18 protein-coding genes and 1 tRNA gene are annotated in these 17,655 nt (G+C 66.2%); 6 read left to right on the top strand and 13 right to left on the bottom strand.

Features of this window, described 5'->3' with window-relative positions:
• Positions 1–56: 56 nt before the first annotated feature.
• From ACY48M_RS11115 to ACY48M_RS11140, 6 genes are read right to left on the bottom strand one after another with little or no spacing between them, the layout of a single operon-like run.
• Positions 57–1,760, bottom strand: coding sequence for a serine/threonine protein kinase (locus ACY48M_RS11115; RefSeq protein ID WP_462820347.1), 1,704 nt, complete (start codon positions 1,758–1,760; stop codon positions 57–59).
• Complete coding sequence (locus tag ACY48M_RS11120) at positions 1,757–3,196, bottom strand: peptidoglycan D,D-transpeptidase FtsI family protein (RefSeq protein ID WP_462820348.1); 1,440 nt, start codon at positions 3,194–3,196, stop codon at positions 1,757–1,759. The genes ACY48M_RS11115 and ACY48M_RS11120 overlap by 4 nt, the downstream gene beginning before the upstream one ends.
• A 1-nt stretch (position 3,197) precedes the next feature.
• Complete coding sequence (locus tag ACY48M_RS11125; protein WP_462820349.1) at positions 3,198–4,583, bottom strand: FtsW/RodA/SpoVE family cell cycle protein; 1,386 nt, start codon at positions 4,581–4,583, stop codon at positions 3,198–3,200.
• The gene (locus tag ACY48M_RS11130; RefSeq protein WP_462820350.1) at positions 4,570–5,808 is read right to left on the bottom strand and encodes a Stp1/IreP family PP2C-type Ser/Thr phosphatase; all 1,239 of its coding nucleotides are present in this window, start codon (positions 5,806–5,808) and stop codon (positions 4,570–4,572) included. The genes ACY48M_RS11125 and ACY48M_RS11130 overlap by 14 nt, the downstream gene beginning before the upstream one ends.
• Positions 5,809–5,810: 2 nt before the next feature.
• Entirely contained in the window at positions 5,811–6,314 is a 504-nt protein-coding gene (locus ACY48M_RS11135) for an FHA domain-containing protein FhaB/FipA (protein ID WP_462820351.1), read from the bottom strand.
• Positions 6,311–7,045: an FhaA domain-containing protein gene (locus tag ACY48M_RS11140; protein WP_462820352.1), complete on the bottom strand. Its 735-nt coding sequence runs from the start codon at positions 7,043–7,045 to the stop codon at positions 6,311–6,313. Before ACY48M_RS11140 ends, ACY48M_RS11135 begins: the two co-directional genes overlap by 4 nt.
• Positions 7,046–7,238: 193 nt before the next feature.
• Here ACY48M_RS11140 and ACY48M_RS11145 point away from each other — a divergent pair.
• Positions 7,239–7,324 (top strand) — tRNA-Leu (locus ACY48M_RS11145).
• Between the two features lie 45 nt (positions 7,325–7,369).
• Here the strand turns inward: ACY48M_RS11145 and ACY48M_RS11150 are convergent.
• The 5 genes from ACY48M_RS11150 to ACY48M_RS11170 are packed head-to-tail and all read right to left on the bottom strand — an operon-like array spanning position 7,370 to position 11,564.
• The gene (locus ACY48M_RS11150) at positions 7,370–7,966 is read right to left on the bottom strand and encodes an energy-coupling factor transporter transmembrane component T family protein (RefSeq protein ID WP_462820353.1); all 597 of its coding nucleotides are present in this window, start codon (positions 7,964–7,966) and stop codon (positions 7,370–7,372) included.
• Complete coding sequence (locus ACY48M_RS11155; protein ID WP_462820354.1) at positions 7,963–8,643, bottom strand: energy-coupling factor ABC transporter ATP-binding protein; 681 nt, start codon at positions 8,641–8,643, stop codon at positions 7,963–7,965. Before ACY48M_RS11155 ends, ACY48M_RS11150 begins: the two co-directional genes overlap by 4 nt.
• Positions 8,640–9,788 (bottom strand): thiolase family protein, encoded by a 1,149-nt coding sequence (locus ACY48M_RS11160; RefSeq protein ID WP_462820355.1) that lies wholly within the window; start codon positions 9,786–9,788, stop codon positions 8,640–8,642. Before ACY48M_RS11160 ends, ACY48M_RS11155 begins: the two co-directional genes overlap by 4 nt.
• Positions 9,781–10,947 carry an AMP-binding protein gene (locus ACY48M_RS11165; protein WP_462820356.1) on the bottom strand — a complete coding sequence of 389 codons (1,167 nt, stop codon included), beginning with the start codon at positions 10,945–10,947 and terminating at the stop codon, positions 9,781–9,783. Before ACY48M_RS11165 ends, ACY48M_RS11160 begins: the two co-directional genes overlap by 8 nt.
• Positions 10,944–11,564, bottom strand: coding sequence for a biotin transporter BioY (locus ACY48M_RS11170; RefSeq protein ID WP_462820357.1), 621 nt, complete (start codon positions 11,562–11,564; stop codon positions 10,944–10,946). The genes ACY48M_RS11165 and ACY48M_RS11170 overlap by 4 nt, the downstream gene beginning before the upstream one ends.
• A gap of 104 nt (positions 11,565–11,668) precedes the next feature.
• Between ACY48M_RS11170 and ACY48M_RS11175 the strand changes: the two genes are divergently transcribed.
• Positions 11,669–12,301 carry a TetR family transcriptional regulator gene (locus tag ACY48M_RS11175; RefSeq protein ID WP_462820358.1) on the top strand — a complete coding sequence of 211 codons (633 nt, stop codon included), beginning with the start codon at positions 11,669–11,671 and terminating at the stop codon, positions 12,299–12,301.
• 12 nt (positions 12,302–12,313) lie between these two features.
• Positions 12,314–12,760: a type II 3-dehydroquinate dehydratase gene (gene aroQ / locus ACY48M_RS11180; RefSeq protein WP_462820359.1), complete on the top strand. Its 447-nt coding sequence runs from the start codon at positions 12,314–12,316 to the stop codon at positions 12,758–12,760.
• Between the two features lie 26 nt (positions 12,761–12,786).
• Here aroQ and nhaA read toward each other — a convergent pair whose 3' ends face one another.
• Complete coding sequence (nhaA, locus tag ACY48M_RS11185) at positions 12,787–14,133, bottom strand: Na+/H+ antiporter NhaA (RefSeq protein WP_462820550.1); 1,347 nt, start codon at positions 14,131–14,133, stop codon at positions 12,787–12,789.
• A gap of 223 nt (positions 14,134–14,356) precedes the next feature.
• Here nhaA and ACY48M_RS11190 point away from each other — a divergent pair, with 223 nt between their 5' ends.
• The 3 genes from ACY48M_RS11190 to ACY48M_RS11200 are packed head-to-tail and all read left to right on the top strand — an operon-like array spanning position 14,357 to position 16,958.
• The gene (locus tag ACY48M_RS11190; protein ID WP_462820360.1) at positions 14,357–15,409 is read left to right on the top strand and encodes a type III polyketide synthase; all 1,053 of its coding nucleotides are present in this window, start codon (positions 14,357–14,359) and stop codon (positions 15,407–15,409) included.
• Positions 15,406–15,918 carry an isoprenylcysteine carboxyl methyltransferase family protein gene (locus tag ACY48M_RS11195; protein ID WP_462820361.1) on the top strand — a complete coding sequence of 171 codons (513 nt, stop codon included), beginning with the start codon at positions 15,406–15,408 and terminating at the stop codon, positions 15,916–15,918. Before ACY48M_RS11190 ends, ACY48M_RS11195 begins: the two co-directional genes overlap by 4 nt.
• Positions 15,915–16,958: an NAD(P)/FAD-dependent oxidoreductase gene (locus tag ACY48M_RS11200; protein ID WP_462820362.1), complete on the top strand. Its 1,044-nt coding sequence runs from the start codon at positions 15,915–15,917 to the stop codon at positions 16,956–16,958. The genes ACY48M_RS11195 and ACY48M_RS11200 overlap by 4 nt, the downstream gene beginning before the upstream one ends.
• 16 nt (positions 16,959–16,974) lie before the next feature.
• Here ACY48M_RS11200 and ACY48M_RS11205 read toward each other — a convergent pair whose 3' ends face one another.
• Positions 16,975–17,631 (bottom strand): HAD hydrolase-like protein, encoded by a 657-nt coding sequence (locus tag ACY48M_RS11205; protein WP_462820363.1) that lies wholly within the window; start codon positions 17,629–17,631, stop codon positions 16,975–16,977.
• Positions 17,632–17,655 lie beyond the last annotated feature (24 nt).

Below are 17,655 nucleotides of genomic sequence, written 5' to 3' on the forward strand. Positions count from 1 at the left end.
GACGCCTAGCAGTCTATTCGGTGCGCGCCGAGCGTCGGGGCGTGCACCGAGTGTGCTCAGTCGCCCGAACCCTCGCCCTCTTCGGGCGGCGGCTCCGAGATCGGAATGGAGAGCTGGGGAGATTCGGGCGAAGGGATGCCACCACATTCGGCGTGGTATGAGAACGTGACCGCAGTGCCGGGCGCGCCCGTGACAGTGAGGTTGAGGTTTTGGGTCGACGCCGGAAGCGGGTTGGATTCTGAGAACGTGGCACCATTTGCGGTGACGCGGTAGACCGTGTGGGTGGTGCCAGGTGGGCACCCCTGGTAGCTCTGCCAGCTCACCTGGATCGTCGATCCTGCTTCGGCTGTCGCGGGGCCAGTCGCGGCGGCGGGGGCCGTCGGCTCCGGGATCTCGGCGTAGATTTGCACCGAAATGACGGTGCCCTTCTCGACGGTTCCCGTGGGGTTGACCCGGTAGACGCGGCCAACCTGCTCGGGTGATGGGGCGACATTGCCGACCGTGATATCGGGAGTGAGCTCGAGCCCCTCAAGAATGCTGCGGGCCTCGGCCTCAGTTTTGCCTTCGAGATCGGCAGCGGAGAGCTGCACCCGAGTGCTCGGAGGTGAACTTGTCGCTGGGGGCGAGGCCGATCGGCTCTGCGTGGAGGGCGGCGTGGACGGCTCGGTGTCGTCGCCAGGGGAAAGCGCCATCGCGATGATGACACCAATGAGCGCGACCAACAGAACGCCAACGAGCACGATGAGCGGCCACGTCCAGGGGTTGCGCTCTTTCTTCTCCTCGGCCAGCGCGGCAGCCGCTCCGGCCCGTGTCTGCGGTGCCCCGCCGGCGGCAGGCAGCAGTCGCGTCGCCGCCGAGGTGTCGGTATCCCCCGTGGTGATGAGACTGGTGAAGTCACTTGCGCCGGCGACCCCAGCCACAGCTGCGGTCGCACCCGCGACGTCTCCACGGCGGAGGGCCTGTGCGGCGCGAGCGAGATGTGCGGCTGAAGCCGGACGCTCCGCCGGGCTCTTTGCGATGCACGCGTACACGAGATTGCGCACCGGTTCGGCGACACTCACCGGCAGGTCGGGTGCCTGCTCGTTGATCTGCGCCATGGCGATCGCCACCTGTGATTCGCCCGTGAACGGGCGACGGCCAGCGAGCGCCTCATACGCGACGATACCGAGTGAGTAGATGTCTGTTGTCGGCGATGCCGGATGCCCGCTCGCCTGCTCCGGCGAGAGGTACTGCACCGTGCCCATGACCTGGCCGGTGGCAGTGAGGGGAACCTGGTCGGCGATGCGGGCGATGCCGAAGTCTGTGATCTTGACGCGGCCGTCGGGCGTGATGAGCAGGTTGCCCGGCTTGATATCACGGTGTACGAGCCCCGCGGCGTGCGCGGCGTGGAGCGCCGAAGCGGTCTGGGCAACGATGTCGAGTACGCGGTCGGTCGAGAGCACGCGCTCGCGTTCGAGGATTGTCGAAAGCGCCTCGCCAGGCACAAGCTCCATCACGAGGTAGGCACTGCCATCCTCCTCGCCGTAGTCGAAGACGTTGGCAATGCCCTCATGGTTGACGAGGGCGGCGTGGCGAGCCTCGGCACGGAAGCGCTCGAGGAACCCCGGATCTCCGAGATACTCGTCCTTGAGAATCTTGATCGCCACGGTGCGGCCGATGACGAGGTCTGTCGCCTGCCAGACCTCGCCCATCCCGCCGATCGCGACGCGACTCGAGAGTTGATACCGTCCACCGAAGGTAAGGCCGCTTGTGGGTCTCATTTGCTCAGCACCGCCTCAAATACCTTCTTGGCGATCGGAGCGGAGACCTGGTTACCGAAACCGGTGCCATTCTCGACTACAACCGCGATCGCGATCTCCGGGTCGGACGCGGGAGCAAACCCCGTGAACCAGAGCGTGTTTGGTGTGCCCTCTGAGTTCTCGGCAGTACCAGTCTTCCCCGCTACATCGACCCCGTTTATTCTTGCATTACTGGCCGCACCATTGGCGACGTTCTCCACCATGAGCGCGGAAAGCGTGTTCGCCGTTTCTTCGCTAATTGGCTCGCTATAGACGCTGGGCTCGAATGACTGCAGCTCGGTGAGATCGGGAGCGAGAATGCTCTCGACGAGGGTCGGCTGCATGAGCGTGCCACCATTCGCCACCGCCGCCGAGATCATCGCGATCTGCAGCGGCGTCGTGCGCACATTTGCCTGGCCGAATGACGAGAGCATGAGCTGCGGCTCGTCGAGGTCATCCGGAAAGATGCTCGCCGTCGCGGACATAGGAACCTCGATGCGATCGCCGAAACCGAACGCCTCCGCGTACTCCGCGATAGTGTCCTCGCCCAGGGCCGAGCCGACCTGTGCGAACGGGATGTTGCACGAGAGACGGAACGCATCGGCGAGGGTTACAGTCTCGCCGCCGCCGCAATTGCCACCCTCAGCGTTGGAGATGAAGGAATTGCTCTGGGGCAGCTGGAGCGTCGAAGGGTTGGAGATGGCGGTGGTCGGTTCGTAGGCACCACTGTCGAGCGCCGCGGCCATCATGAGCACCTTGAACACGGAGCCAGGGGCATAGAGGTCGCCGGCGATTGCGCGATTGTCGAGGGGTGAGCCTGGGTCTGCCGTGAGCTGCTCGTAGGCCGTGATTACTGATGAGGTGTCGTGGGAGGCGAGGAGGTTCGGGTCGTACGACGGCTTCGACACCATGGCAAGGATCGCTCCCGTCGAAGGGTCGATTGCGACAATCGAGCCGCGATAGTCGCCGAGTGCATCCCAGGCGGCCTGCTGAATGTCGGGATCGATCGTGAGTTCCACCGCGGCGCCCTTCGGCGACTCGCCCGTGAAGATTGAGCTCAGTTGATCGAAGAACTGGTCGTTTGCGGTGCCGGAGAGGTAATCGTTGAGGGCGCCCTCAACGCCGGCACTGCCCTGATTCAGGGTGAAGTATCCGGTGACAGAGGCATAGAGCTCCGGGTTGTTGTAGACGCGCTGGAACTTGTAGTCATTGTCGACCGGCACCGACTCGGCGATGGGCTCGCCATCGACGAGCAATGGGCCGCGCTCGGCAGAGAAGCTGTCATACAGCGTGCGAACGTTGCGCTCATCAGCCCGCAGATTGTCGGACTGGAACACCGAGATGACGGTGCCGGAGGCGAAGAGGGCCACGAACATGAGCAGCACGGCAAGGCTCACTCGCTTGAGTTCTTTGTTCACGTCACACCACCAATCTGGACTGGTTGCGAATGGTGTCGGAGAGACGGAGCAAGATCGCGGCAATGATCCAGTTCGCAATGAGCGATGACCCGCCGGCTGCGAGGAACGGTGCGGTGAGTCCCGTGAGCGGGATGACGCGGGTCACGCCACCGACAACGACGAACACCTGCAGCGCCACGACGAACGACAGCCCGACGCCGAGCAGGCGGCCGAAATCATCCTGGCCCGCGAATCCGATGCGAAAACCGCGGGAGACGAACAGCAGGTAGAGCGCGAGGATGGCGAACAGCCCGGTGAGGCCAAGCTCTTCAGTGAGGCTTGCGATGATGTAGTCGCTCTGGGCCAGCGGCACGAGATCTGGCCGGCCGAGCCCGAGCCCCGTGCCGAGGAGCCCGCCGTTGGCGATGCCGAACAGCCCCTGCACGAGTTGGTAGCTGCCTCCGACGGAGTCATACACTTCGGGGTTGAATGGGTCGAGCCAACCGCGGAATCGACCGGCGACATAGCCGAGTAGCGTGCTCGCAAGCAGGGCACCGCCAACGAAGAGCCCGAGGCCCAAGAGCACCCAGCTCGCCCTGCCCGTCGCGACGTAGATCATCACCAGGAACAGGCCGAAGTAGAGCAGTGAGGTGCCGAGGTCGCGCTGGAAGATGAGCACCGCCATCGCGGCCATCCAGATGAGCAGGATCGGCCCGAGGTCGCGCGCTCGCGGAAACCGCATGCCGAGAAACTTTTTGCCGACCATCGAAAGGCTGTCGCGGCTTTCGACAAGGTATGCCGCGAAGAAAATGGCGAGCGCGATCTTGGCGAGCTCACCCGGCTGGAAGGTGAACGATCCGACACGGATCCAGATCTGAGCGCCGTACACGGAGTGACCGATGATCGGGAGCATCGGCAGAAGCAGCAGCACGATGCCCGCGAACATCGAGATGAAGCGGTACCGCTGCAGCACCCTGTGGTTGCGGATGATGATGACGACGGCGATGGCAACGGCGATCGCGAGGCCAGACCAGGCGATCTGACGGATGCCGGCAGCATCCCACCCACTCAGCCCGTCAGCGAGGTCGATGCGGTAGATCTGGGCAATGCCAAGCCCGTTGAGCACCGTGATGACGGGGAGGATGAAGGGGTCGGCCTGCGGGGCGACGACGCGGAGCACGACATGCATGGTGAGCACGAGAATGGCGAGGAGCCCACCGAGGATGATTGCCCCCGTGTCGACCGCCCCAAGGGCACCGATCTGCACGAGTGCCATCGTGGCGCCGTTGATGGCGCAGGCGACGAGCAGCAGTATGAGCTCGAGATTGCGAAGCTTGGCGGGCTGGCGGAGACGCACCCGGATGCTTGTGGTGTCGGCCGGCGCCGAGTCGAGGTTACTCGTCGTCATCGCTGAGCCTCGAGATAATGTCGCGGGCGTCGTCGAGGTCGGCCGCTGTGATGGTGTCGGTGATCTGGCGTTGCTCGAAGGCGGAAAGGGAATCGACCCGAATGCTCGTCTCCTCATAGACCTCGGAGAGGGGGAACGGCCCGATGCCCTGCTGCACACCCTGGTAGATGGCGACCGTGCTGCCGTTGATGCCCACGTAGTAGCGAGTCTGCGTCCACCGGTACCCCACGACGAGTCCCGTGATGATGAGCGACGCGATGAGGCCAATCGAGACGAGCCAGGTCGCCCGCCGCCGAATCGCCCGACGGCGGTCTTCGGCGATCAGCTCCTGCAGATATTCGTCAGATTCTGGCTCGAAGTGGCTGTCTTCTGGGAGTGCCTTGAGCGGGTGCAGCAGCAGCGTCGGCAGGCGGAGGGGCTTGCGGCCCGAGGCGGATTCGAACGCGAGGGGAAGCGCCGCCGCGCCGACCGTGACGGGCGGATGCGACGCCGAATCTGGGGTGTTGTCAATATCGACGATGACGATGGTCACATTGTCGGGGGCGCCCTGGTCGAGGCTTTCGCGCACGAGTCGCTCTGCAGCATCCTTCGGCGAGGGCACCGAGTCGAGCACCGAGGTGATCTTGTCGTCACTCACGTAGCTGCTGAGGCCGTCGGAGCAGAGAAGCCAGCGGTCGCCGGGCTCTGTCTCGACAATCGCGGTGTCAATCTCGGGGGAGGCGTCGATGTCGCCGAGCACGCGCATGAGCACGGAGCGGCGAGGGTGCACCGCCGCCTCCTCCGCGGTGATGCGGCCGCTGTCGACGAGTCGCTGCACAAACGTGTGATCAACCGTGACCTGCTCGAGCACCTGGCGGCGATAGAGGTAGAGCCGCGAATCGCCAATGTGGGCGATGGCGAGGTGCTCGCCCACACGGAGGAGGGCTGTGACGGTCGTGCCCATGCCGGTCAGCTCAGGGTGGTCGAACACCGTCTCGGCAATGAGTGAATTCGCGGCAATGAGGGCTGACTGCAGGGCAAACTCGGCGTCGTGGGCCGAAGTGAAGGGGCGATCCGCTTCAGTGATGCGCTTGACGGCGATCGCGGAAGCGATGTCGCCACCCGCGTGGCCGCCCATGCCGTCGGCGACGACGAAGAGCTGAGTGCCCGCATACCCAGAGTCCTGGTTGTTGGCACGGATCTTGCCAACGTGCGAGACGGCGGCGCTCTTGACGGTCGTCGACACGCCTACCGCCGCAACTCGAAGCTCGTCGTGCCGATCTTCACGGTCGAACCGAGAGGCACGGCGGTCGGCGCAGACACCCGCTTGCCGTCGAGGAAGGTGCCGTTGGTCGAATCGAGGTCTTGGACGACCCAGTCCTCGCCCCACAGCATGAGTCGGGCGTGGTGCGTCGAGGTGTAATCGTCGCGGATGACCAGCCCACTGTCGCTGGAGCGGCCGATCGTGAGCGGCTGGTCGTCGAGATCGAGCTCGATGCCGGCTTTCGCTCCCGAGGTGATCACGACGCGGCGGGCGCCGCCGGATGCTGCGGGGGTCGAGCGCGGGGCGGGAGCAACATTCACCGGCGCCTCATATGGTGCGGGCTCTGCGGCCCCGGAGTTCCCGGCAGGCATGCGGCGCACGCGCTCGCCAAAAAGGTCGGAGCGCAGGGCGTACACGATCGCGAAAATGAACGCCCAGAGCACGAGCAGAAACCCCAGCCGCAGCAGGAGCAGTGTCAGTTCACTCATCGACCGCTCGCCCCGTCCCTCGTGCCAGCGGGGTCGCCAAAGCTATTTCTGGCGCCGTCGGGGGCAGCGGACTGGGCAAGCACTCGGAAAACGATACGGGTTCTTCCTATGGAAATCACGGAATCTGTGGGGAGAGGGGCCTTTGAGACCTTGCGGCCGTTGAGCTCCGAGCCGTTCGTCGACCCCAGGTCGTTGACCTGGCCACGCTTGCCATCCCAGAGGATCTCGACGTGCTTGCGCGAGATGCTGCTGTCGTCGACGGTGATGTCGGCGTCGCTCCCGCGGCCGATGACGGTGCGCGCGCGGGTGATCGCATGCCGTTTGCCGTTGATGTCGACCACGGGAACCCAGGCGATCTCGCCCTTCACATTCTCCGAATCGATCTGGATGATGCCCTCGCTGAGGGCAGAATCCTCGTGCAGCCGCACCGAAACGCCCCCGGCAAACTGGTAGTTCTGTGAGCTCGCGTGGCGCTGCACGAGGCTTGTGAGTTCATCGACAAGGGTCGAGCCGAGAGTCGCCATGCGCTCATGGTCTGGCGTCGACAGACGCACGACAAAACGATTCGGCACCAGGATGCGGTCCCGGGCGACGATGACAGCGTTCGTGTCGAGTTCTCGCTTGAGGGCGCTCGAAATCTCGACAGGCTGCACTCCGCTTTTGAACGTCTTGGCGAACGCGCCGTTGACGGCGCGCTCAAGCCCCCGTTCGAAGCTGTCCAGAAGTCCCAATGGTTTCCTCACGTGCTGTCGGCCGCGCCGCTGCAATGGCACACACGATGTTAGCCCCAATGTATTGGGCGTCGCGGGCGCGCGGCCCAATGTCAGCCCACGGAACGACCCCATCCGCCACGGGAGCGACCGCCCGCAGGGGCCGAGAGGGCAGCGATCGGCGGCACTGCACTGTGATAATCTCGCTGAGTCTGCGCGAGTGGCGAAATGGCAGACGCGCTGGCTTCAGGTGCCAGTGCCCGCAAGGGCGTGGGGGTTCAAGTCCCCCCTCGCGCACCAAATTCAGGAAGAGCCCGACCATCGGTCGGGCTCTTCCTTTCTTCCTCACTCCACCCCGCGCGCCAGCATGGCTTCGGCGAGGTCGTCTGAGTGCATCAGTGACATCACCAGCAACGGAACCACGACCGACTGCGGACCGGCTGCGACGCCGCGTGCCCGCTGCGCCTCACGGATTTCGCCGGCAAAACGAGCGATGAGCGGAATCGTGGTCGCGGTGATCGCGAACAGCAGGCTCACGCTTGCGGGATTGACTCCCACCCGCGCGAGTGGGCTCAGCGCGCGTTCCAGGGCGGCGAGCATGTCGGGAACGCGAGTGGTGAGTGTGAGCAGCGCGGCGAGCAGGATGACGATCACCACTCGACCGGTGTTGACTGCCGCCGTCATGACCGGCAGGAACAACAGCTGCGTCACCACCATGACGAGGATGATCCAGCGAGCCGCGAGCACCTGACGCGCGAGCTCTCCGAGGCCCAAACCTGCGACGAAGTAGAGCGCGATGAGGAGAAGCAGCGCGATCCCAACGGAGACGGGCGTGGTGCCCACGACGCCGATCGCGAGCGCCAGTGCCGCAAAGACGAAAATCTTGAGCCCGGCAGGAATCCGGTGCAGAAGGCTTGAGCCGGGCCGGTACAGCGAGATCACGCGAAGCTCCGCTCGTAGTTCGCGATCACTTCGTCTGGTTCGCCGTGTTCGACGAGACGGCCGTCCGCGAATCTCAGGGCAACGTCGCATCGCGCGGCGAGGGCCAGGTCGTGCGTGACGAGCAGCAGCTGGTGGCGTCCGTCGAGGAGATGCCCGGCCATCCGCTTCGTGTTCGCGCCGTCGAGCGAGGCGGTGGGTTCGTCGGCGACGACGAGGGCGGGGTCGGTGACGAGGATCGCTGCGAGAGCGAGGAGTTGCTTTTGCCCACCGGAAAGGCTGTGCGCGGGCGCATCGGCGTGCTCGTCGAGTCCGAACGCATCGAGAGCGGATGCCACCCGCTGATCGATCTCGGACCGAGCGAGTCCGCGCCCGCGCAACGAGAATCCCACGTCTTCTGCCACGGTCGGCATGATGATCTGCGCATCCGGATTGCTGAACACAAACCCGACCTGCCGACGCACCAGCTTGCCCTGTCGTGCGGGATCCAGGTCGTGGACGAGAACGGTGCCAGAGGTTGCCGTCACCAGTCCGTTGACAAGCCGCGCGAAGGTGGACTTGCCTGAACCGTTGGGCCCGATCACCGCAATCCGCGGATGACTAAGGCTGACAGATACATCGCTCAGCGCCTGGCGGCCGGCGAAGTCCACCGAGACGTGATCGAAGCGGATCTCAGTCATCGCACGACCTGAACCAGCGCAGCCACGCCCATCCCGCCGCCGATCGCCGCAGTGGCAACGCCGAGCGAGCCGGCGGGCATCCCGGAACGCACGAGCCGCGAAAACAGGCGGACGACCCCGACCGCGCCGCTCGCGCCCCAAGGATGCCCAAGCGCGATGGCACCACCGTCGGAGCACACCCGCGGATCGATCCGGCCACCGTCGGCAAGGCCCAGCGGCTGCAACACGGCGAGGGTTTGCGCCGCGAACGCCTCTACGATCTCGAAGGCGGCGATGTCATCCAGGTCGATGCCCGCCACCCCCAGGAGCCGCTCGACAGCGGCGACCGGACCGATGCCGGGGAGGGCAGGGTCGCATCCGACCGTGGCATGCGCGATGAGGGCGAGTCCTGGCGCGCCGGCGCGGGAGGTTGCCGGCACAATCGTGACCGCCGCCGCCCCGTCGCTGTTTCGGCAGGAGTTGCCCGCGGTCACTGTCGGTGCGGGGTCGTCGGGATAGAGGGCGCTGAAACGGGAAAGCATCCGGGGCATCCCGCTGCGGGGGCCGTCGTCAGCGCTCATGTCGGCGATCGCGATGATTTCTTCAGCGAAGCGCCCGTGCGCCATGGCGTCGAGCGCGAGCCGGTGGCTTCGCGCGGCGTATGAATCCTGCGCCGCGCGATCAATACCAAACTTCGCGGCGAGCGCCTGGGCGGCAGGACCCATCTCGGGATCGGCGAAGCCGGCTGGGGCGAAGGGCGCACGCGCATAGGCGACCCCGTTGGCGATGCGACGTGGTGCGGTGGATGCGCTCTCCACCCCACCGGCGATGTGCGGGCGATCATCACCGGCGCGGATCGCGTCGCCCGCCAGGATGATCGCCGAAAGGCCGCTGCCGCACTGCCGGTCGATGGTGACGCCCGGCACCGTCACGGGGATGCCCGCTTCGAGCGCCGCAATTCGCGCGAGGTTCCCGCCCGGGCCCATGCAGTTGCCGAGCACCACATCGCCAACCTCCCTGGAGCCGGCGCCGGTGAAGCCCGCGTCATCCCGGCAGGTCGAGATCACCGCAGCCGCGAGCGCCTCGGCTGACAGCCCTGACAGGCGACCGCCGCGCACCGCGATGGGCGTGCGGCGGGCTGCCACGATTACCGGCGCATCAGACATAGCGCGCGATCCTTCCGGCGAGGGCATCATGCTCGATCTGTGCTCGTGCTGGTTTGCCTGACGCCGTGCGGGCGAGCGATTCCGTGCGGAACCACTGGCGAGGCAGGTGGCTCGGGGCGAGTCGCGTCCGTGCCTGCTCCCGCAGCTCGCGCAGGGCGGGTGCGCTCGCACCCGTCTCGATGACGGCTCCGACGAGCGATCCCGCGCCAGCGTTGGGAATCCCAAATACGACGGCGTCACTCACCCCAGCTATGGCTCGGAGCTCTGCCTCGACGTCTTCGGGGACGACCGTCGCCGCCGCCGTGAGAATCGCGCCGTCGCTGCGGCCCCGGAGTTGCAGCGAGCCGAGTGACGTATCCGCAAGCAGGTCCCCAACGGTGGCCCAGCCGTCGTCGTCGCGGCGAAGCGAACCGCCGGACGCCCCGAGATATCCGGCGGCGAGGTATGGCGAGCGCACCCACACCTCGCCAAGCCGCTCAGCGATCTCGACTCCTGGGAACGGGCGAAGCCCGCTCCCATCGGGATCCACTGTTACGAATGAGAGTTCGGCCGCGCCGTAGTACGAGATGACTCGGATGCCCTGGGCCTGCGCCCTCGCCCGGAGTGCGTCATCCAAGCGCGCCCCGCCCACCAGGGCGACGCGCAGGCGATGCGGAACCCCCGATTCAACGATTGACTGAAGCGAGTGTGGCGTGCCGTGCACGACGGTGGCGTCATCGAGCGCGTCCGGGGAGAAGGCGTGACCTCGCGGCAGTCGGATGCTCGCCCCGACCGCCTCGGCGTGGGCTACCGAGAACATCGACATCGACGCCGACAGCGGGGCTGGGAGGTACACCGTGTCATCGCTCGTGAGTTCGAGGAGCTCAGTGACGGCTGGGAACGAGTCGGCCCAGGATGCCGCCGAGCGCACGATCACCCTCGGTGCCCCGCTGGTGCCCGAACTCAATGTCGCCCACGCGATTCCCAACTGATCGACGCTCTTGTCGATGCGCCTGCGGAGCTCCGCCCAGTACGCGGGCGCCCAGCGGTCATCGCCGACGAGCGGTATCCCGCCGCCGCGCCGCACGGCCGCCACGGTGAGGAGCGTGTCGTTCGGGTCATCCGACCGGATCAGTGTGATGCGCCCTGGTGTGATCGGCCCCGCTTCGTGTGTGTTCACTCCGGCGATGCGTCTCCCTGGAGTGTTTTCGCCGGAACCGGGGTTGCACTGGAACTGCCCCGATCGAACGCCTTTGGGTAGGCGCGCCAGAGCGCAAGGGTGATGATCGTGGCAACGACGACTTTGATGATGTCACCTGGCACGAAGGCAAGGCTCGTGAGGGCGGTCGCATCGAGGGGCAGGCCGGTCACGAGCGACTGGATCGGGATGCCGACGGCGTAGATCACGAGAATGCCGCCGACGACACAGGCGAGCGCGGTGCGCCACCAGGTCGGCCGCACCGGCCCAGCGCGGAGGATGGCACCGATCACGAATGCACCGAGGATCCAGCCGAGGAGGTATCCGGCTGACGGTCCCACGAAGACGCCCGCACCACCGCGGCCGCCAGAGAGCAATGGCAGACCGACCAGCACGAGAACTTCAAATACCAGCACGGCGGCGGCACCGCGCCACGGGCCGAGCACCGCGCCCGCCAGCATGACGCCGAGGGTCTGCGCGGTGATGGGCACGGCACCGCCGAACGCGGGGATGGCACCGGGGATGCCAAGCACGGCGATAATCGCCGCGAAGACTGCAATTCGGGCCATTGACCCCATGGGCGAGACTTGCTGGTCCATCACGTTTCTCCTTGGTATGCCGTGTTCGGCCACACCTGAACACTGTTCACCTGAACGGTGTTTACACTAGCCATGGCTGTAGCGAAAAACCAAAAGGGGGCGCGATGAATCTCTCGAACGGCAGACACTCCCGCGACGACGTGGTCGAGGCGGCACTCGGCATCCTTGACTCACACGGTCTCGCCGACCTGACCATGCGCAGACTCGCGGCGGCCCTCGATGTACAAGCGAGCGCGCTGTATTGGCATTTTCCCAACAAGCAGACCCTGCTCGCTTGCGTGTCCGATCGCATTGTGGCCCGCGCTGACACCGCGACCGCTCCAGTCTCGGGCTGGCGCGACGCAACCGCCAGGCAGGCCTCGGCGCTTCGGGATGCGCTGCTCGCCTATCGTGATGGTGCGGAGGTAGTCTCGAGTTCCCTCGCGTTCGGGCTTGGCGGAGGGGGCGCCCTCGTGGGTCTCCGCAGGGTTCTCGCGCTCGGTGCCTTCGACGCGCGCACATGCGATATCGCCGCAGCCGCACTGCTCCACTTCATTCTCGGCCACGTCTTCCATGAGCAGCAGCGCCTGCAGGCCGACAGCCTCGGCCTCGTGGCGGAGCAGCACTCCGCGGCCGTCGCGAAGCTCGACGCCGAATCCGACGCCTTCAGCGGTGGGGTCACACTGTTTCTCAACGGACTGCGGTTCGAGTCGAGCGATCCCGTGGCACGGTTCGACTCACGAGCTAGGCGCGCCTGACAGAATGGGCGCATGACTCACGAACTGCCCCTCGTCCTCGTCGTCAACGGGCCAAACCTGAACCTGCTTGGCACGCGCGAGCCAGCGAAATACGGGCACGAGACGCTCGCGGATGTCGCGGCGCGCGTCACCCGCGCGGCCGAAGCAGAGGGCGTGCAGGTTGAGTTCGTGCAGAGCAATCACGAGGGCGAGCTCGTCGAGGCGATCCATTCGGCGCGCGGTCGCGCGGTCGGCATTGTGCTCAATGCGGGGGCTTACACGCACACCTCGGTGGCGATCCGCGACGCGGTCGTCGCTTCGGAGGTGCCGATGGTCGAGGTGCACATCACGAACGTGCACGCTCGCGAGGCGTTTCGTCACCACTCCTACTTGTCGGATGTCGCATCCGCTGTCATTGCGGGTGCTGGCACGCTCGGCTACGAGTTCGCACTGCAGTACCTCGCCCGCGCCGCAAAGTAGCGGCGAGGGTCCCGGCAGGGGTTGCGTTAGCGCTCCTCAGGGCCGCGCTGGTAGACATCCGGGATGCCGTCGGCGTCGGCGTCGACCTTCTCGAGGGCGGCGATGCGCTTGTAGTGGCGGTTGCGTGAGCGGAGCACGATCGCACCGAGGATGGCGGCGAGCACTGACGCGCTCAGAATGCCGACCTTCGCGTGGTCGTTCACGACCCCCATGCCAAAGCTGAGGTCGGCGATGAGCAGCGACACGGTGAAGCCGATGCCGGCGAGGAACGACACCCCCAAAAGGTCGACCCAGCGCAGGCTTGGGTCGAGCTTGATGCGGGTGATTTTGGAGAGCAGCCAGGTGAACCCCAGGATGCCGAGTGGCTTGCCGAGCACCAGGGCCACGATGATGCCGATGGTGACGGTGTCGGCGAGTGAGGATGCGAATCCTTCGACGCCACCGATCGCGACGCCCGCTGAGAAGAAGGCAAAGACGGGCACAGCGAAGCCGGCAGAGAGCGGCCGGAACCGGTGCTCAAAGATCTCGGCGAGGCCCGGCTTGTCGTCGGCGATCTCGGGGACACCGGGTCGCTTCTTATGGAGCACCGGGATGGCGAAGCCGAGCACGACGCCGGCGATGGTGGCGTGGATGCCCGAGGCATGCACGAGCGCCCACACCACCATGCCGATGGGCAGGAGGATGACCCAGGCGCTCGCCCGGTACTTGTCGAAGAGGTGGCGGTAGCGCTGTGCCAAGAACGTGTAGAGGGCGAGTGGAATGAGGGCGAGCAGCAGCGGCGTCATCTGGATGTCAGTTGTGTAGAACACCGCGATGATGCCGATCGCGAGCAGGTCATCGACCACAGCGAGGGTGAGGAGGAAGATGCGGAGCGAGGTCGGCAAGCTGGAGCCGATGATGGCGAGCACCGCAACCGCGAACGCAATATCAGTGGCGGTAGGGGTAGCCCACCCGCGTAGCGACTCAGGGTCTCCCATATTGATAAGCACGTAGAGGGCCGCGGGAACAACGACGCCGCCGATTGCGGCAGCGACCGGGACGATCGCCGTCGATGGTTTGCGGAGGTCGCCGGAGACGAACTCACGCTTGAGTTCGAGCCCGACGAGGAAGAAGAAGATGGCGAGCAGCCCGTCGGCCGCCCAGTGGCCGAGGGTCAACTCAAGGTGCCAAGGCTCGTATCCGATCTTGAAATCACGGAGTGCGAAGTAGTTCTCTGCCCAGGGCGAGTTCGCCCACACGATGGCGATGATCGCGGCGGCGACGAGAATGCCACCACCGACAGTCTCTTTGCGAAGGATCGAGCCGACACGGAGTGCCTCGCTGTAGCGGCCGAACCCGAAAAGGGTTCGGGTCTCGCGTGGTGCGCCTGGCATCTGGGGGCCGGGCTCAGAGGGGGCTGGGCGGGGGTCGGACACGGGGCTCCTCACAGGATTGCCGAACGGGGGTTGCGAAACCGAACGGGGGTTGCCAAACACAGTGTCGACCAGACTTCCCGACGCGCCGAAGCAAGTGTAATCGCCGCGGATGTGGAGAGCACACGAAATGGCAAGCAAACTCACACGAAACTCGGCAAATGGCCCGTGCTACGTTCTGCCCATGTCCCGTCTCTGCGCGATCGCGCCCGTGCTGCCCGAGCATGTCTATGCTCAGGCAGACATCACGGCCGAGCTTTCGGGGCTTCTCTCGTCGACGCCCACCCACCGCGCTGTCATTGATCGCCTCCACTCAGCAACGGGCATCGGCACACGGCACACCGTGCTGCCCCTTGAGCAGTATGCGCACCTCGGCGACTTCGGCGCGACCAACGACGTGTTCATTGAGCAAGGGACGCTGCTCGCGGAGCGCGCCGTCGCCGCGGCGCTCGCCGACGCCGCGCTCGTGCCAGCCGATGTCGACTACATCTTCTTTACCTCCGTCACAGGGATCGCCGCACCATCCATTGATGGCCTCCTCGTGCACCGCATGGGCTTCAGGCCCGACGTCAAACGTGTGCCCTCGTTCGGGCTCGGGTGTGTGGCCGGCGCGGCCGGCATTGCACGCGTCGATGACTACCTTGCGGGGCATCCGCTCGGGGTCGCCCTGCTTGTGAGCGTCGAGCTCTGTTCGCTCACGCTGCAGCGCGGCGACGCGAGCATGGCCAACTTTGTCGCGACCGGCCTCTTCGGCGATGGCGCGACCGCTGTCGTGATGGTGGGCGACGCGCGCCCGGAGACGGGGCCGACCGTCGTGGCGACACGGAGCGCCTACTACCCGGAGACCCGCGACGTCATCGGCTGGAATGTGAGCTCGACCGGGTTCGAGATCGTGCTGACCCCCGGCGTCGCCGAGGTCATTCTTGAGCGGTTCCCGGCGGATGTCGCTGCCTTCCTCGCCGAGCACCACCTCAGCATCGCGGCCATCGATGAGTGGATCGCGCATCCTGGTGGGCCCAAAGTGCTTGAGGCATTCGAGCAGGCGCTCGCGCTACCGAGGGCGGAGCTCGAGCGGAGCTGGGCGGTGTTGGAGCGCGTCGGCAACCTTTCGTCATCGGCGGTGTTGCATGTGCTCGCCGAGGTGATGCAGTCCGGCGTGCCGACGGGTGGAACCGGACTGCTCTTTGCGCTCGGGCCGGGTGTCAGCGCGGAATTCGTGCTCCTGGAGTGGGCATGATCGCCTACCTCGTGCTCATCCTCGCCACCGGTGTCGAGCGAATCGTCGAACTGGTGATCTCGACGCGCAACGCGAAGGCGGCGTTCGCCCGCAACGGCATCGAGTTCGGGCGGGAGCACTTCGGCTGGATGGTGCTGCTCCACACGGGCCTGCTGCTCGCCTGCGTCGCGGAGGTGTGGTTGCTCGATCGCCCGTTCGTGCCGTGGCTCGGCTGGAGCATGCTCGTGCTCGTGATCGCAAGCCAGGCGCTGCGGTACTGGTGCATCGCCACGCTCGGCCAGCAGTGGAACACCAGAGTCATCGTTGTCCCCGGCGCAGCTCGGGTGACGGGCGGGCCATACCGGCTCATGCAGCATCCAAACTACGTCGCCGTCGTCATCGAGGGCATTGCTCTGCCGCTCGTGCATTCGGCCTGGATCACCGCGATCGCCTTCACGCTGCTCAATGCGGTGCTGCTGCTTGGCTTCCGCATCCCGGTTGAGAAGCGCGCCCTGGGGATGCTCGCATGAGTGACGTGCTGATCGTTGGGGGTGGCCCTGTCGGACTCGCCGCCGCAATCGAGGCGCGGCTCGCGGGGTTCTCGGTCTCCCTCATTGAGCCGCGCATTGGCACGATCGATAAGGCGTGCAGCGAGAGTCTGCTGCCGGGCGCGATGCCCATGCTGCGTCGCCTCGGGGTCGTGCCGGGCGGGGTGCCACTGCGTGGCATCGCGTTCTGTGGTGCGGTCGGTGACCCGTGGCGGGTCGAGCATCGCTTCACTACGGGCGTCGGGGTCGGCGTGCGGCGCACGGCGCTCCACGCTGCCCTCACGAAACGCGCCGAGGAGCTAGGCATCGAGCGCGGCTACGGTCGGCTTCGGGGGCTCCACCAGGACGGACGCTTCGTCACCGCGTTCACTGATCTCGGCGAGACCATTCGGGCAAAGTGGATGCTCGGATGCGACGGCCTCCGCTCCTCGACGGCCCGCCTCGCGGGGCTCACGGCCCCCGCCCCGAAAGCGGAACAGCGCTTCGGCATCCGCCAGCATTTCGAGGTTGCACCCTGGACCGATCTGGTCGAAATCCACTACGCCGCCGAGGCCGAGGTGAATGTCACACCGGTCGCCCCGAGCGTTGTCGATGTCACCGTGATGGGCCCGCGCGGGCTGCCGTACGATGCGACGCTCCGCAGCATCCCCGCCCTGCAGGCGCGTCTTGAGGGCGCTGCCGTCGTGAGCCAGCCGAAAGGCGCAGGGCCGTTCCGTCAGCGCACGTTCGCCAGAACGGCGGGCCGCGTGCTCCTGGTCGGCGACGCCTCCGGCTATGTCGATGCGCTCGCCGGCGAAGGGTTGCGGCTCGGTTTCGCTCAAGCCCGCGCCGCTGTTGAGGCGATCACTCGCGGGCGCCCGGCGACCTACGAGCGTGAATGGCAGCGGGTCACGCGGCCCTTCAACCTCATCACGACGGGCCTGGTCGATTTTGCCGGTTCGGCGCTGCGGGCAGGGAGGCCCCCGGTGGTGGCGAGCATCCCGCGTGTCTTTGGCGCGGTCGTCGAGCGGCTTGCGCACTGACCCCGAAGCGCATCCGTTAGGGGAGCAGGATTTTGCGCAGTTCCGCGGTCGTCGACGCGACGGCGATCGCGCCCTCCTGCTCCACGACCGAGCCGTAGCCCCACTCGACCATGACGGTCGGGATGCCGTGGGCTGCAGCACCCTCAACATCGTGTTTGCGATCGCCGACCATCACCGGGCGACTTGTGTCGACCCCGATCATGCCGAAGCGGTGCATGGCCTCGGCGACAACATCTTTCTTGGCGCTGCGAATCTCATCAATCGACGAGCCGGCGAGCACGCGGAAGTACTGCGTGAGGTTCGCGTTGTCGAGGATCACGGATGCCGGAAACTCCGGCTTCGACGTCGCGAGCGACAGGGGAATCCCCGACCGGTGGATGTCCCGCAGCAGCGCCGGGATGCCGGCGAAGATGGCGCTCTCGCGGGCGCCGTTCTCAAGATAGTGACGCCGGTATACGGCGAGGGCCTGCGCCGACTCGATCTCGTTCATGCCGGCGCGGTCGCGAAACGAGTCAAGAATGGGCGGCCCGACCCAGGCGATGAGCTCCTCCTGCGACGGAACAGGGAGCCCAAGCTCCTCGAACATGTAGCCGAGTGACGCCGTGATGCCGGGCGCCGAATCGGCGATGGTGCCGTCGAGGTCGAACAGGATGCATGTCCAAGGTTCGGTCATGGCGCCAGCCTACGTCGCGCCGGT

Source organism: Homoserinimonas flava (assembly GCF_054969005.1).

What these genes read in the sequence shown, in the direction of transcription:
- ACY48M_RS11115 (WP_462820347.1), bottom strand. Translation starts at nt 1,760, where the DNA reads ATGAGACCCACAAGCGGCCTTACCTTCGGTGGACGGTATCAACTCTCG.
- ACY48M_RS11125 (WP_462820349.1), bottom strand. Translation starts at nt 4,583, where the DNA reads ATGACGACGAGTAACCTCGACTCGGCGCCGGCCGACACCACAAGCATC.
- ACY48M_RS11135 (WP_462820351.1), bottom strand. Translation starts at nt 6,314, where the DNA reads ATGAGTGAACTGACACTGCTCCTGCTGCGGCTGGGGTTTCTGCTCGTG.
- ACY48M_RS11155 (WP_462820354.1), bottom strand. Translation starts at nt 8,643, where the DNA reads ATGACTGAGATCCGCTTCGATCACGTCTCGGTGGACTTCGCCGGCCGC.
- ACY48M_RS11160 (WP_462820355.1), bottom strand. Translation starts at nt 9,788, where the DNA reads ATGTCTGATGCGCCGGTAATCGTGGCAGCCCGCCGCACGCCCATCGCG.
- ACY48M_RS11170 (WP_462820357.1), bottom strand. Translation starts at nt 11,564, where the DNA reads ATGGACCAGCAAGTCTCGCCCATGGGGTCAATGGCCCGAATTGCAGTC.
- ACY48M_RS11175 (WP_462820358.1), top strand. Translation starts at nt 11,669, where the DNA reads ATGAATCTCTCGAACGGCAGACACTCCCGCGACGACGTGGTCGAGGCG.
- aroQ (WP_462820359.1), top strand. Translation starts at nt 12,314, where the DNA reads ATGACTCACGAACTGCCCCTCGTCCTCGTCGTCAACGGGCCAAACCTG.
- nhaA (WP_462820550.1), bottom strand. Translation starts at nt 14,133, where the DNA reads ATGCCAGGCGCACCACGCGAGACCCGAACCCTTTTCGGGTTCGGCCGC.
- ACY48M_RS11190 (WP_462820360.1), top strand. Translation starts at nt 14,357, where the DNA reads ATGTCCCGTCTCTGCGCGATCGCGCCCGTGCTGCCCGAGCATGTCTAT.
- ACY48M_RS11195 (WP_462820361.1), top strand. Translation starts at nt 15,406, where the DNA reads ATGATCGCCTACCTCGTGCTCATCCTCGCCACCGGTGTCGAGCGAATC.
- ACY48M_RS11200 (WP_462820362.1), top strand. Translation starts at nt 15,915, where the DNA reads ATGAGTGACGTGCTGATCGTTGGGGGTGGCCCTGTCGGACTCGCCGCC.
- ACY48M_RS11205 (WP_462820363.1), bottom strand. Translation starts at nt 17,631, where the DNA reads ATGACCGAACCTTGGACATGCATCCTGTTCGACCTCGACGGCACCATC.